The sequence below is a fragment of the Streptomyces aculeolatus genome, from assembly GCF_020400605.1.
Taxonomy (GTDB): domain Bacteria; phylum Actinomycetota; class Actinomycetes; order Streptomycetales; family Streptomycetaceae; genus Streptomyces; species Streptomyces aculeolatus.
Genome location: NZ_JAINRD010000004.1, coordinates 35,968 through 49,115 on the forward strand (window position 1 = coordinate 35,968; position 13,148 = coordinate 49,115).

A 13,148-nucleotide genomic window follows, 5' to 3' on the forward strand; every position below is an offset into this window, starting at 1 on the left:
TGGTCCTCACGGATAGATCAGCGGCTCGTAGCCCGCGCGCACGTCGGACTCCGAGGACTTGACGTACACCTCGGACGGCGGGCCCGGGTCGACGCCGTAGTACGTGTACTCCAGCACGGCCGGGCAGGTGGCGCCGCCGATCTCGACGGTGGTCTTCTTCGCCAGCTTGCCGGTGCGCAGCTCGTAGACCCGGACGGGGATGTCCCGGTTCTTGAACGCCACGTTCTGGACCCCGCCGACCGCCAGGTCCGACTCGTACGGGCAGTTCCCCACCGTGTCGCCGTGCTTCGACGAGCCCGCGCAGATGATCGCCACCGCGTCCTTCGGGTCCTTCGCCAGCCAGGAGGACGGCAGCTTCGAGCGGTGCTTGCTCTGGCCGATGAGCATCGCGCGGTGCGGGCCGTCGCCGCGGTACGCCTCGGCGCCGCGGTACGGGGCCGGGTTGTCGCAGTACTCCGGCTTCTCGCCGTACGGGCCGGGCTTCAGCAGGCCGCGTACGTTGTCGAGCTGGATGGCCAGGTCCGCGCGCTCGACGCCGTCCTCGGCCGCACCGGCCAGCTCGCTGTCGGGGTACTCGTCGAGGAGCTGCTCGTACTGGGTGCGGGCCTGCTTCCAGATGTCGTCGGCCATCAGCGCGTCGCCGCAGTCGACGATCGCGGCGGGCGCCACCTCGGGGACGATGTCGGCGGCGCGTGCCAGGTCGTCGCCGTCCGCGGTCTTGCGGGCGCCGAGCCAGTCGGTGACCTCCTTGGTCTGGCAGGCGTCGTCGGTGGGCAGTGCGCCGAGGAACTCGTCGAGCGCGCCGTCCACATCGCCGCTGCGGTCCTCACCGTCCTCGCCCCCGTCCCCGTAGTCCTCCAGGACGGTGGCGAGGTGGCCGAAACCCGCGCTCAGCGCGTCGGTGTCGCCGGTCAGTCCGGTCTCCAGCTCGCTCCCGGCCTGGGCGAGGAGGAGGTCCGCGCGGCGGCCGGCGGCGCCGTCCCAGAGCGCGCCGGGGTGTTCGGCGTACGCCTTGAGCGTGCGGGCGCCGCGCACCCGGTCCTCGTCCGCCTGGCGCTCCGCCTTGAGCAGCAGCTCGCACGCCTCGGTGCTCTCCTCGGCCCGGGCCGTCAGCGGGGCGTCCGCGAGGCGGTGGCCGAACCAGAGGCCGTCGAGGTCGGAGATCGCCTCGGCGCACTTGTCGGCACGGTGGGCGTCGGCGGCGTTGCCCTCGATCCGGGAGGCGTCGAGGCGCAGGGCGGTGCAGGCGAGGATCACCGGGGCGGCGACGAGGAGGGCGACGAGGCGGTCGCGGCGTACGTTCACGGGGAGCGCGGGAGGTGCCGCGGGCGGGGGTGGCGGCGCGGGGGGTGCGGGCGGTCCCGGGGGCGCGTCGGCGGGTTCTGCCTCCGCGGCGTGCGCCACCGCGCCGGGGTGCTGGGACGCGGCGGCCGGCGGCGGTTCTGCGGCCGGCTGTTCCGCCGTGGCCTGCGCCGATGTCTCCGCCGCGGCTCCGCGGCGGGGCAGCCGGCCGCCGGCGAGGTACCAGCCGTGCACCGTGACGCCGATCCACCACGCGAGCACGACGGCCTGGAACCACACGTTCCGTCCGGCCGTCGCGAGCAGGACGACGAGCACGACCGACACGCCCGCGGCACCGACGGCGATCCTGGGCCTGCGGAGCATCCCGTAACCGATGCCCAGCAGCGAGGCGTTGGCCAGGCCGACGGCGTACGGGTCGCGGGGCCGCACGGGCACGGGCGCCAGCTCGTACACGGGGCGGTCGGGGCCGAACGAGAGTATGTCGGGCTCGGTGGGCTGGTGCCCGGCGGCGCCGGGTGGGCCGGGCTCGGCGGGCGGCCCGGGTTCGACGGAGAACGCCGGCTCGGTGGGCGGCCCGGTTTCTGCGGGGCGCCCGGGTTCTGCGGGCTGTCCGGATCCTGTGGGCTGCCCGGGTTCGGACGGCGGCTCGCTGGGCTTCGGAGGAAACGCTTCCATCAGGATCCCTTTCTCGGGCGAGCCACCGGCGGCCGTCTCCATCCTTCGCCACCCGAGCCGGGAGGGGTCCCGGGAAAACCCGCCTCCCGGCGGGGACTTCGGCCGCCAGGAAGATCGTGGCCCATCGCGGGCCCGCCGAACAGGCGGTTGCCGGCCTTGCCGCACGAGCCGGGAGCACAGCGGGCTCCGCGCGCCCCTCGGGGAAGGGGCGCGCCGTACCCGCTAGTGCGCCGTGAGTGCCTCCACAAGACCCTCCATCCCGTCGAAGTACCAGTCGAACTCGTCCGTCTCCGCCGGCGGGTCGCCCACCGGGCGCGGAACGTACGCCGTCCGCAGGCCGTTCTCCCGCGCCGCCCGCAGGTCCCAGGCGTGCGCGGCGACCATCAGCACCCGCTCGGGCGGGCAGTCGGCGGCCTCGGCGGCGAGCCGGTAGACCTCCGGCGCCGGCTTGTAGGCCCGTACCGCAGCGCCCGACAGGGCCTGGTGCCAGCGCAGCCCGCCGTGCGCGGCGAGCCGCAGCAGTGCGGGGCCGGCGGCGTTGGAGAGCCCGGCCACCGGGAAGTGCCGCGCGACGCGGTCGAGTCCGGCGGCGGAGTCGGGCCACGGGGGCAGCCGCCGGGTGGCGGTGGCCAGCCGGGCGACGGCCGCCGGGGCGGTGACGCCGGCGCGTTCGGCCACCCGCTCCGCGGCCTCGCGGTCGACGGTCTCGCTGTCCGCGTACGGGCGCTCGCCCCGGGCCATCCGCGCCTGCTCGTCCTCGACGTGTCCCTGCCACAGGGCCAGGAGTTCGTCGGCGGCCGCGTCGTCGGCCGCCGGCGCGGCGGCGCGGATCTCGGCGCGCAGGCCGCCGGGTTCGTCGACGAGCGTGCCGAGGACGTCGAAGACGACGATCTCGGCGTCGCGGATCTCGGGCATGCGTTTCTCCTGTTCACGACGGTCCTGTCGTGATCGGCAACAACGCCGCGGCCCGGCGCATGCCCGGCGGTGCGGAAAGAGAAGTCGCCAGACGCGCGCACGTTCCGTTTACAGCCGCGAAATCCCGCGCTACCGTCATTGGGAGCGCTCCCATTGACCTGTTCACGACGAACGTGAGACCCCCTGCCAGGTCGGTCGCCGGCCCCCGGGACTGCCCTGCGGCCCGTCACGCGCACCGAAGTCGCGGGCTCTCGCGTCAGCGCTCAGGAGAACCCGGAGGAGACCATGACCATGGCTGTCCAACGACTCGTCCGCGCCGGCAGATCGCTCCGCCTCCGGCGCACGCTCGCCCTCGCCGGGGTCGCCGGCATCGCGACCGCCGCGCTGGCGGTGCCGACGCCCGCGTCCGCCCACGGCGTCGCGATGGTGCCCGGCTCGCGTACGTTCCTGTGCTACAAGGACCTGGTCGCGAACGGCTCCACGCAGATGCCGCAGAACCCGGCGTGCGCAGCGGCGGTGCAGTCCGCCGGCACGACCCCGCTGTACAACTGGTTCGCCGTGCTGGACTCCAACGCCGGCGGGCGCGGCCAGGGCTACGTGGCCGACGGCAAGCTGTGCAGCGCCGGCGACCGGAGCCCGTACAACTTCTCGCCGTACAACGCGGCCCGCACCGACTGGCCGGTCACGCACCTCACGTCCGGCTCGAACATCAACCTCGAATACAGCAACTGGGCGCACCACCCGGGCAAGTTCGAGGTGTACATCACCAACAACGGCTGGAGCCCGTCCAAGACCCTGGCCTGGGGCGACCTGACGCACCTCCAGACGGTCACCAACCCGCCGCAGGCGGGGGGCGCGGGCTCGGACGGCGGGCACTACTACTGGAACCTGCAACTGCCGCAGCGCAGCGGACAGCACATGCTGTTCATCCAGTGGATCCGCTCGGACAGCCAGGAGAACTTCTTCTCCTGCTCGGACGTGGTGTTCGACGGCGGCAACGGACAGGTCACCGGCCTGACGCCGGGCGCGATGTCGGCGGACGAGGTCCGGGCGCTGGGCGCGGACCAGGACAACACCAAGGCCGACCCGGTCAAGGGCGCGCACGGCGACCACGGCGCGCAGGGCGCGCACACGCAGGCGGTGGAGACGCTGGACGCGGGCGACTCGAACCTGGCCGCCGCGTCGGACGACTCCTCGGCGGTGCTGCCGGCGGCGCTGGCGGGCGTGGGCGCGGTGATCTTCGCGGGCGGCGCGCTGGTGTACAACCAGCGGCGGAACGGCCCGGGGAGGCAGCAGGCCTGACGGTGGTACGGGGGGGGACCCGGCGCCGGATCCGGTGTCACGGCGGAAGGACACCGGAGCCGGCGCCACCGCGGACGGGCGCCGGCTCCGGTTGTCGCCGCAGGAAGGACGCCGGATCCGGTGTCGCCCGTGAGGGGCGCCGGACCCGGTGTCGCCGGTGACGGGCGCCGCTGACGGGCGGCGCGCACCGGCGCCGCGCGGGGCCGGGGCGGAACGGGGGCACCCGGCCCTGCAACCGGGCCCGGCCGGCGTGGGGTTCGGCCGGGCCCGGACCCGTACCGCCCCGGTCTGGCCCTCCGCCTCCGTCCTGAACGTCGGCCTCGCCCCCGTCCTGTATCTCCGCCTCCACCCTGGGCCTCCGCCCTTCCGCCCTTCCGCCCTCCCGTCGCGGGCCTCCGCCCCCTCCTCCTAGACCTCCGCGTCCGCCTCCGCTCCGTACAGCCGCAGGACCCCCGTGCGCAGCGCGTCCGCCGCCGCGGCCGGGGTCATCCGGCCGGCGGCCACCTCGGCGCCCGCCGCGTGCCCGAGGGCGACGGTCGCGGCGGCCAGCCAGCGGGGCTCGGCGTCACGGGCGAACTCCCCCGACTCCTGGCCGCGGCGGGCGATCCGCTCCAGCCTCTCGGTGATCGGCCGGTGCTGCTCGGCCTCTTCCTTGCGGTCCGCGGGGGGCGGGTCGGCGTGCCGGAGTCCGGGATAGCGGTCGGCGATCTCCCAGCTCACGTCGAGCAGCCGCAGCAGCCCGGTGGCGGCGGGGAGTTCGTCGAGGCGGGCGGCGTCCAGGGCCGCGTCGGTCTCGGCGGTGACGCGGTCGAAGACGGCGGTGAGCACCTCGCTGCGCGAGGGGTAGTGGGCGTAGACGGTCTGGCGGGTGACGCCGGCGGCGGCGGCGATGGCCTCGACGCTGGCCTCGGGCCGCTCGCCGAGCAGCCGGACCGCGGCGTCGACGATGGCGGACCGGCTGCGCTCGGCGTCGGCGCGGCGGCGGCGCGGGGCCGGGCGGTCCGCCGCGGACCCCGCGGGTTCTCTGGATCCCTGGGACGGCAAAGTCTTACACCTTGTCAAAGTTGGGTCGGCGCTATATCTTACGAAGTGTAAGAGATAGCGCCCGCGGGTGCTACTTCGCGGTTGCGCGCGGGCTGGTCCCGCCACCCCGGGGGAGCGAGATGGCAGCCCTTGAGACGACCGGCGGCAAGGCCGCCGACGGGCGGACGGCCCGCCAGTTCATGGCCGAGTTCTTCACCTCGTTCACGCGGGAGATCACAGCGGACGACGGAGACCCGGGCCCGGTCGTCGACCGTTACTACACGCCCGACGCCGTGCAGACCGCCGACGGGATCCGCATCGACCGGGAGCGGCTGGTGGCGCACATCCGCCCGGTCCGCAAGAACCTGTCGGAGTTCGCGTTCGAGGTGCACGAGGCGGTGCGGGAGGGGCAGCGGATAGCGGCCCGCTTCACCATCCACGCCACGGACCGCAGGGGCCGGCGCACCGCCACGGAGGTCCACCTCTTCGGCGAGCTGGCACCGGACGGCCGGATGCGCCGGACGCACCAGCTCAGCCGGACGGTCGAGCCCCCGGAGACGGACGCGAACGGCACGCGGGGGAACGGCACTCAGGGCAACGGCGCGCAGGGGAACGGCACGCGGGGGAAAGAAGCGAGCGAGGAGGGGGACGGCTCGTGATCGAGTCGCGCCACATCGTGCGGGGCATGGTGTGCAGTCACTGCGCCGCCATCGTCGGCGAGGAGATCGGCCGGGTCCCGGGCGTCACCGACGTGCGCGTGGACATAGCGGGCGAGACCGTCGTCGTACGGGCGGACCGCCCGGTGGCGGAGACGCTCATCCACGCCGCCGTCGAGGAAGCCGGCTACACCCCGGGACCGCCCCCGGCCGGACCACCCGCGAACCCACGGAGTTAGCACGTGCCCATCCGCATCCTCACAGCCGTCGCCCTGCTGTCCGCCGGCCTCCTCTCCGGCGCTTTCGGCTACGGGGCGGTGAACCTCGCCCCGACGTTCGACGCCGTGCCGCTGGAGACCCGTCTGTCCTTCCACGCCGAGCTGATGAAGATGAACTCGCCCGTGATGCAGTCGGCGATGGCGCTCACCGCGCTCAGCGCGCTCGCCCTCGCCCTGCTCCACCGGGGCCGCGAGCGCCTGGTCGCCGCGGGCGCCACGCTGCTGGCCCTGGCCTCGTTCCTGATCACCCGCCTCGGCAATGTGCCGATCAACGCCGACATCAAGAAGTGGGCCGTCTCCTCGGCCCCGGCGGACCACGCGGAGATACTCCGGCGCTGGGATCTCTACAACAATCTGCGGACGCTCACCGCCGTCGCCGCCTTCGCCCTGCTGATATTCCTCGCCCTGCGCGGCCGCTCCGGGGGCGGCGCGGACGCGGCGGCACCCCCGGAGCGGGTCGCCCCGGGGGTGCCGGCGCACTCGTAGTGCGTGCGGGTGGTCAGCCGGTGAAGCCGGCGGTGATGCGGGTGAACTCCCAGTTCGGACGGTCGCGGTTGACCGACCAGAAGGCCATCCGGCCGATGCCGTGGGAGTTGCCCCAGTCGCGGATCTGGGTCCAGATCTGCGGCGTGGTGACCTCGCCCACGTCACTGCTGTTGTTCATGCCCGAGATCCCGACGTGGGCGTACGCCTCGGCGTCGCTCCAGCCGAAGACGGAGGCGAGCTTGGCCTTCAGCCCCTCGGTGGCCCGGACGGTGTTGCCGTACATGTCCGCGTGCCCGCCGAAGTTGAACGGCATGATCGTGAAGTTGTCGATGTCCGCCTGGAGGGCGTGGGCCCGCTCGATCAGGCGGTTGCCCCAGGAGTTGGGGCCGGTGTTGAGAGTGGGGAAGGTGAGGATGGTCCGCAGCCCGGGGTTGTTCTGCTTGACGATCTTCAGCGCGTTCAGGATGCGGTCCTGCACCGCCGCGTTCTCGAACTCGTCGGTGTTCTCGATGTCGACGTCGATCGCCTTGAGGTCGTAGGCGTCGATCACCTTCTGGTAGGCGCCGGCGAGGGCCTCGGCCGTCGAGCAGTTGGGGCCCAGCTTGTTGCCGCTCCAGCCGCCGATGGACGGGACGACGTCGCCGCCGGCCGCGCGAATGGCGTTGATGTTCGTCTGGTCGATGCCGCCCGTGAGCGGACGCTGGCTGTCCCACGCGGGGTTGCAGCCGTTCTGGGCCAGGATGAACGCCATCGTGTACCACTTGATGCCGGTCGCGCTCATCACCTCGGTGGGGCTGGGCGGGTTGCCCCAGCCCAGGTAGAGGTACGGCGCGGCCTGGACGAAGTCGGGGCTGCCGCCGCCGTCCTGGTCGGTCGTGGCGCGCACCGCGGCGGTGGGCTGCGAGGCGTTGCCCGCGCGGTCCTTGGCGCGGACGGTGAAGGCGTACTCGGTGCTCGGCGTGAGCCCGGTGACGGTGGCGCTGGTGCCGGTCACCGTGGTGGCCAGGGTGCCGTCGCGGTAGACGTCGTAGCCGGTGACGCCGACGTTGTCGGTGGCGGCGTCCCAGGCGAGCGCGACGGAGGTGGCGGTGGTGCCGGTGACGCGGGGGGTGCCCGGGGCGCCGGGCGCCTCGGTGTCGGGCTGGCCGCCGGGGCCGTCGAGGCTGACGTCGTCGGCGTAGTAGGTGCCCTGGCCGTACCAGCCGTGGACGTAGACCTCGGCGCTGGTCTGGTTGGCACCGGTGGTGAAGGAGGTGGTCAGTTCGGTGTAGTCGGCGGCTGAGGCCGTCCAGGTGGCGTTGCCGCCGGTCACGCCGAGATAGACGTAGCTGCCGCGCACCCAGGCGGACAGCGTGTACGTGGTGCTGGGCTGGACGGCGACGGTCTGGGCGCAGCGGGCGTTGCTGGCGGCGGTCGCGGCACCGGCGAGCGCCTTGGTGCCGCTGTGCACGGGGCTGCTCACGACAGAGCCGGCCCTGTCGCCGCAGTTCCAGTCGGCCAGGCTGCCGGATTCGAAGCCCGGGTCGTCGAGCAGGTTGGCGGCCTGTGCCGTGGTGGGCAGGGCCACCGCGCCGGCGCCGGCGAGCAGCGCGGCACTCAGGTAGGCGACTAAGCGGTTTCCGATACGCACGGGTCCTCCCAGTGCGGTGGGGTGGGTGCCCGGGTCGCGTGGGGGCGGCACCGACCTGGGCACGTTCATGACGTGGGCATGACAGCATTGCGGACGGCCGGGGATCGGGCCGCCTCGAACAGGGAGGGGGTGTGGCGCTATTGGTCTGGACCTATTAACGGATTGAAGCCGAGCCCTCCGACGCCGTCAAGCCCTCGCCGCAGACCGGCCGCCACCGCCGACCCACCCCGGACGACGGACCACGGACCACGGACCGCGACCGATCCGGAGGCGCCACCCGACCCCTGACACCATCCCGGGGCGCACCCACGCCCGCGCCCCGGCACGCCCGCGGACCGCTTCCGATCCCGCCCGAACCAGCGGGCCCGTCCCCCGGCCCGCCCGACGTGTCACTCCTCGCCGCCGCCGGAGTCCCGCTCCGCCTCAACCGCCCAGTCGTCGAAGTGCACGACGAAGTCGTCGACCATCCGGTGGAACAGCTCTGCGAGCAGCCGCAGATCCTCCGGCGACCACCCGGCAAGGGCCCCCTGCATCCCCCGGCACGCCACCTCGCGGATCCGCCCGATCGCCTCGCGCCCGGCACCCGTGAGCTGGATGCGCTGCGCCCGGCGGTCGTCCGGGTCCGGGACGCGGGAGACGTAGTCCGCCTTCTGCAACTGCTGCACCTGCCGGGTCACGTGGGACGCCTCCACCCCCAGCCGGTGGGCCAGTTCGCCGAGGCGCAGCGGCTCGGAGTCCTCGATCTGCCGCAGCAGCGCCACCGCGGCCCGGTCCAGCGGCACCCCGGCCAGCGCCATCAGCCGGTCGTGCTGGCGCGCCCGGCCGCTCAGATACGCGATGCGGCTGAGGGCGCGCTCGATCTCGGCCACGTCCGGTGAGACGCGGGTGGCTGCTGTGGGCCGGACAGACATGGGCATCACTTTAACCTAAATTTGCTTGACTCAACTAAGTACCACATGCTTGCGTAAGTCAAGTAATCCCACTTCCCGCCGCAGGAGTCCACCCCGATGACAGACACCGCCACCACGGTGGCCGAGGACGGCCGCGCCGACCGGCCCGGCCAGTCCGCCGGACCCGGCCTGACGCTGCTCGCGCTGGCCTCCGCCGGGCTCGTCGTATCGCTGCAGCAGACGCTGGTGCTGCCCCTGCTCCCCCAGCTCATGCAGACGTTCGACATCTCGGTCGCCGCCGTCTCGTGGGTCTTCACCGCGACCCTGCTCGCCGGGGCGGTGGCCACACCGCTGCTGTCCCGCTTCGGCGACATGTACGGCAAGAAGAAGATGATCTCGGTGACGATGACGCTGCTCGTCGTCGGCTCCGCGATCTGCGCGATAGCCGACTCGCTCGCGCTCCTCATCGTCGGCCGCGCCCTCCAGGGCACCTCCGCGGCCGTCATCCCGCTGGCCATCGGGATGATCCGCGACTCCTACCCGCGCGAGCGCGTCACCACCGCCATCGGCGTCGTCAGCGCCACCCTCGGCGTCGGCGGCGCCGTGGGCATGCTCGTCACCGGCCTCATCGCCGACAACACCGACTCCCACCACCCGGTCTTCTGGATCGCCGCCGCCATGGCCGCCGTCGGGCTGCTGTTCGTCCTGTTCTGCACCCGCGACTCCGGCCGCCGCGCCGGCGGCCGGCCCGACCTGGTCGGTGCCGCCCTGCTCGGCGGCTGGCTGGTCAGCCTGCTCATCGGGATCAGCCAGGGCAACGCGTGGGGCTGGACCGACGCCCGCATCCTGGGCCTGTTCGCCGCCGCGGTCGTGCTGTGCGCGGTGTGGGTGGCCGTCGAGCTGAAGATCCGCGAGCCGCTGGTGCGGCTGCAGATCCTGGTCGGCCCCAAGTCGCTCTCGGCCAACCTGGCCTCGCTGCTCCTCGGCTTCTCGATGTTCGCGGCCTTCACCCTGATCTCGAACTTCATCCAGACCCCCGAGAGCGAGGTGGGCTACGGACTCAGCGGCTCGGTGCTGGACGTCGGCCTGTACATGCTGCCCAGCACCTTCAGCATGCTGATCTTCTCCGCGCTCTCCGGCCGCATCGAGGCCCGGATCGGCGCCGCCTGGACCCTCTCCCTCGGCTCCCTCATCGCGGGCGTCGCATACGTCTGGCTCGCGCTCATGCACGACTCCGCACTGGACGTCATGATCTTCAGCGGCATCCAGGGCCTCGGCATCGGCATCGCCTACGCGGCCCTCGGCACGCTCGCCGTCCAGCACGTGCCCATGGACCAGAGCGGCATCGCCAGCGGCATCAACTCCCTGGTGCGTACCGCGGGCGGCAGCATCGCGAGCGCCGCCACCGCCGCGGTGCTCGCGGCGCAGGTCATCGACGGCACCGAGGTGCCGACCGTGGACGCGTACGTCCTGTGCTTCGTCATCGCCGGCGTCGCGGCGGGCGCGGCCGCCGCCATCGCCGCGTCGCACGGGCTGCGGCACGGCCGCAAGTAGGCGCGTACGGCCCCGGGTGCCCGGCCCGTACGGCATCCGGGCCCGTACGGCATCCGGGGCCGGACCCTCGCCGGGCGGGCGGCGGCGGGGGTTCCGCTTCGCGGTCCGCCGGGTCGGCGGCAGTACACTCGACCGCTGTGGCGGACACCCAGTACGAAGACCTGTTGCGAACCGTGCTCACCTCCGGGACGGCCAAGGCCGACCGGACGGGCACCGGCACCCGAAGTGTCTTCGGACACCAGCTGCGCTACGACCTCGCGCAGGGGTTCCCGCTGATCACCACCAAGAAGGTGCACCTGAAGTCGATCGTGTACGAGCTGCTGTGGTTCCTGCGCGGCGACTCCAACGTCGGCTGGCTCCAGGAGCACGGCGTCACCATCTGGGACGAATGGGCCGGCCCCGACGGCGAACTCGGCCCCGTCTACGGCGTGCAGTGGCGCTCGTGGCCCACCCCGGACGGCAGCCACGTCGACCAGATCGGCGAGGTGCTCGACACCCTGCGCCGCAACCCCGACTCCCGCCGGATGATCGTCTCCGCCTGGAACGTCGCCGAGCTGTCCGACATGGCGCTGCCGCCGTGCCACGCCTTCTTCCAGTTCTACGTCGCCGACGGCAGGCTCTCCTGCCAGCTCTACCAGCGCAGCGCGGACCTCTTCCTCGGCGTCCCGTTCAACATCGCCAGCTACGCGCTCCTCACGCACATGGTGGCGCAGCAGACCGGCCTCGAACCCGGCGACTTCATCTGGACCGGCGGCGACTGCCACATCTACGACAACCACGTCGAGCAGGTGACGGAGCAGCTCACGCGCACGCCGTACGAGTTCCCTGCGCTGCGGCTGCGCAAGGCCGACTCGCTCTTCGACTACGCCTACGCGGACGTCGAGATCCTCGACTACCGGCACCACCCGGCCATCAAGGCCCCGGTCGCGGTGTGAACGTCGGGCTGATCTGGGCGCAGGCACGCGACGGCGTGATCGGCGCGGACAACGGCATTCCGTGGCACCTGCCCGAGGACATGGCGCACTTCAAGGCGACCACCCTGGGCCACCCGGTGGTGATGGGCCGCAGGACGTGGGACTCGCTGCCGCCGCGGTTCCGCCCGCTGCCCGGCAGGCGCAACATCGTGGTGACGCGCGACCCGCGGTGGACGGCGGACGGCGCCGTACCCGCCGGCTCCGTCGACCGGGCGCTGGAAGCGGCGCCGGCGGAACCGGGCGACGCGGTGTGGGTGATCGGCGGCGGGGAGGTCTACCGGGCCGCGCTGCCACACGCCACGACGCTCTCGGTGACGGAGATCGACACGGCGGTGGCGGGCGACACGTACGCGCCGGTGCCGGGCCCGGAGTGGCGGGTCGCGGAAGACGGCGAGTGGCAGGTCAGCCGCTCAGGTCTCCGCTACCGGATCCGCGGCTTCACCCGGTGACGCCCCGGGCCGTACGCCCGGGCCGCCCCTGAACCCCGCGCATCCGAACCCCCGCACACCGGAACCCCGGCGCCCTCCCAGGAGCCCACCGCACCCAAACCCCTCACACCCGCCCAAGGGTAGGCGCCTCCTGTGACATCGAGCCGGAGCCCACGGGCGATGTCAGAGGGCGCGGCTACCCTTGGGTGGGAGTGAGGGGTTGGGGTGGGTTGTTCCGGGTTATTCCGGCTTCTGCCAGGCGCCGACGCCGAGTTCGCCCGTCGTGCCGAGGTCGAGTTCCGGGGTCACCGTCACCGGTGCCTCGCCCGGCTTCGCCCACACCCGTACGTACGGGGCGTTGACCGGGTCCCCCGCTTCGACGGTGTTGCGCCACACCAGTTGCGTCGACGCCCGCTCCCCCGGCCGCAGCGCCAGCGCCCGCGGCGGGGCGTCCGCGCCCGTGCCGGAGGCGATCGCGGCGCCGCCGCGGCGGATGCGTACGCCGGTGATGTCCCGGTGCTCCTCGTCGACGAGTTGCACGCGCGGGTAGCCGTCCAGCCGGTAGACGTCCGTGCCACAGTTCTCCAGGTGCAGCCCGACGACCCGCAGACCCATCGCCGCGTCGCCCTCGTCCGCGTACAGCCGCACCCCCGCCGGCGGGCACGGCCCGCCCTGCGACGGCACCTCGTCCGCCGGCACGCTGCGCACCTCGGCGATCTGCACCTGCGCCGCCCGGCCGGCCGCCATCGGGTCCGCGACATCGGCCTGGTCCGGGACCGTGCCTCCGGCCGGGACCGACTCCACGATCTTCTCCGGGTGCGACAGCACCTCGCCCGAGGAGCCGCGGACCTCGAAGGCGACGGTGTACGTCATCGCCTCCGGCCCGCGGTTGGCGATCTCGAACTCCACCCGCACCGGCTCCGCCGTCTCCGGCTTCGTCTGGACGCGGGTGATGGTCACGCCGTCGACCTCGACCGGGGTCGGGTTGCCCGGCGCGGTCGGGGCACCGGCGTCCACGGCCCCGTCCGCCGACTC

Annotated in this window: 13 protein-coding genes; 7 read left to right on the top strand and 6 right to left on the bottom strand. The window is 73.3% G+C overall.

Annotated elements, in window-relative coordinates; translation table 11 throughout:
- Positions 1-6 precede the first annotated feature (6 nt).
- Positions 7-1,977, bottom strand: coding sequence for a hypothetical protein (locus LG396_RS08875; protein ID WP_225794591.1), 1,971 nt, complete (start codon positions 1,975-1,977; stop codon positions 7-9).
- A 222-nt stretch (positions 1,978-2,199) separates the two neighbouring features.
- Complete coding sequence (locus LG396_RS08880; RefSeq protein ID WP_225794309.1) at positions 2,200-2,892, bottom strand: haloacid dehalogenase type II; 693 nt, start codon at positions 2,890-2,892, stop codon at positions 2,200-2,202.
- A gap of 285 nt (positions 2,893-3,177) precedes the next feature.
- Here LG396_RS08880 and LG396_RS08885 point away from each other — a divergent pair, with 285 nt between their 5' ends.
- Complete coding sequence (locus tag LG396_RS08885) at positions 3,178-4,194, top strand: lytic polysaccharide monooxygenase auxiliary activity family 9 protein (RefSeq protein ID WP_037749117.1); 1,017 nt, start codon at positions 3,178-3,180, stop codon at positions 4,192-4,194.
- 408 nt (positions 4,195-4,602) lie between these two features.
- On the opposite strand, the gene LG396_RS08890 is transcribed toward LG396_RS08885, so the two are convergent.
- Positions 4,603-5,238 carry a TetR/AcrR family transcriptional regulator gene (locus LG396_RS08890; protein ID WP_018834456.1) on the bottom strand — a complete coding sequence of 212 codons (636 nt, stop codon included), beginning with the start codon at positions 5,236-5,238 and terminating at the stop codon, positions 4,603-4,605.
- Positions 5,239-5,357: 119 nt separating this feature from the next.
- On the opposite strand from LG396_RS08890, the gene LG396_RS08895 reads away from it, so the two are divergent.
- The 3 genes from LG396_RS08895 to LG396_RS08905 are packed head-to-tail and all read left to right on the top strand — an operon-like array spanning position 5,358 to position 6,637.
- Positions 5,358-5,876 carry a nuclear transport factor 2 family protein gene (locus tag LG396_RS08895; protein WP_225794310.1) on the top strand — a complete coding sequence of 173 codons (519 nt, stop codon included), beginning with the start codon at positions 5,358-5,360 and terminating at the stop codon, positions 5,874-5,876.
- Positions 5,873-6,112: a heavy-metal-associated domain-containing protein gene (locus LG396_RS08900; protein WP_225794311.1), complete on the top strand. Its 240-nt coding sequence runs from the start codon at positions 5,873-5,875 to the stop codon at positions 6,110-6,112. The genes LG396_RS08895 and LG396_RS08900 overlap by 4 nt, the downstream gene beginning before the upstream one ends.
- Positions 6,113-6,115: 3 nt before the next feature.
- A complete protein-coding gene (locus LG396_RS08905) occupies positions 6,116-6,637 on the top strand; it encodes an anthrone oxygenase family protein (protein ID WP_225794312.1) in 522 nt (173 codons plus the stop codon).
- A gap of 13 nt (positions 6,638-6,650) precedes the next feature.
- Here the strand turns inward: LG396_RS08905 and LG396_RS08910 are convergent, their stop codons facing one another.
- The gene (locus tag LG396_RS08910) at positions 6,651-8,267 is read right to left on the bottom strand and encodes a carbohydrate binding domain-containing protein (RefSeq protein ID WP_225794313.1); all 1,617 of its coding nucleotides are present in this window, start codon (positions 8,265-8,267) and stop codon (positions 6,651-6,653) included.
- A gap of 389 nt (positions 8,268-8,656) precedes the next feature.
- A complete protein-coding gene (locus tag LG396_RS08915) occupies positions 8,657-9,178 on the bottom strand; it encodes a MarR family winged helix-turn-helix transcriptional regulator (protein WP_225794314.1) in 522 nt (173 codons plus the stop codon).
- Positions 9,179-9,274: 96 nt separating this feature from the next.
- Here LG396_RS08915 and LG396_RS08920 point away from each other — a divergent pair, with 96 nt between their 5' ends.
- The 3 genes from LG396_RS08920 (at position 9,275) to LG396_RS08930 (ending at position 12,134) form a co-directional block, all read left to right on the top strand.
- On the top strand, positions 9,275-10,711 hold the full coding sequence (locus LG396_RS08920; protein ID WP_018834450.1) for an MFS transporter: 1,437 nt from the start codon (positions 9,275-9,277) through the stop codon (positions 10,709-10,711).
- Between the two features lie 137 nt (positions 10,712-10,848).
- Positions 10,849-11,646 (top strand): thymidylate synthase, encoded by a 798-nt coding sequence (locus LG396_RS08925; protein ID WP_037749136.1) that lies wholly within the window; start codon positions 10,849-10,851, stop codon positions 11,644-11,646.
- Positions 11,643-12,134 (top strand): dihydrofolate reductase, encoded by a 492-nt coding sequence (locus LG396_RS08930; RefSeq protein WP_037749138.1) that lies wholly within the window; start codon positions 11,643-11,645, stop codon positions 12,132-12,134. Before LG396_RS08925 ends, LG396_RS08930 begins: the two co-directional genes overlap by 4 nt.
- A 219-nt stretch (positions 12,135-12,353) precedes the next feature.
- Here LG396_RS08930 and LG396_RS08935 read toward each other — a convergent pair whose 3' ends face one another.
- Positions 12,354-13,130 (bottom strand): DUF4232 domain-containing protein, encoded by a 777-nt coding sequence (locus LG396_RS08935; RefSeq protein WP_372483483.1) that lies wholly within the window; start codon positions 13,128-13,130, stop codon positions 12,354-12,356.
- Positions 13,131-13,148: the final 18 nt, after the last annotated feature.

What these genes read in the sequence shown, in the direction of transcription:
- LG396_RS08875 (WP_225794591.1), bottom strand. Translation starts at nt 1,977, where the DNA reads ATGGAAGCGTTTCCTCCGAAGCCCAGCGAGCCGCCGTCCGAACCCGGG.
- LG396_RS08880 (WP_225794309.1), bottom strand. Translation starts at nt 2,892, where the DNA reads ATGCCCGAGATCCGCGACGCCGAGATCGTCGTCTTCGACGTCCTCGGC.
- LG396_RS08885 (WP_037749117.1), top strand. Translation starts at nt 3,178, where the DNA reads ATGACCATGGCTGTCCAACGACTCGTCCGCGCCGGCAGATCGCTCCGC.
- LG396_RS08895 (WP_225794310.1), top strand. Translation starts at nt 5,358, where the DNA reads ATGGCAGCCCTTGAGACGACCGGCGGCAAGGCCGCCGACGGGCGGACG.
- LG396_RS08915 (WP_225794314.1), bottom strand. Translation starts at nt 9,178, where the DNA reads ATGTCTGTCCGGCCCACAGCAGCCACCCGCGTCTCACCGGACGTGGCC.
- LG396_RS08920 (WP_018834450.1), top strand. Translation starts at nt 9,275, where the DNA reads ATGACAGACACCGCCACCACGGTGGCCGAGGACGGCCGCGCCGACCGG.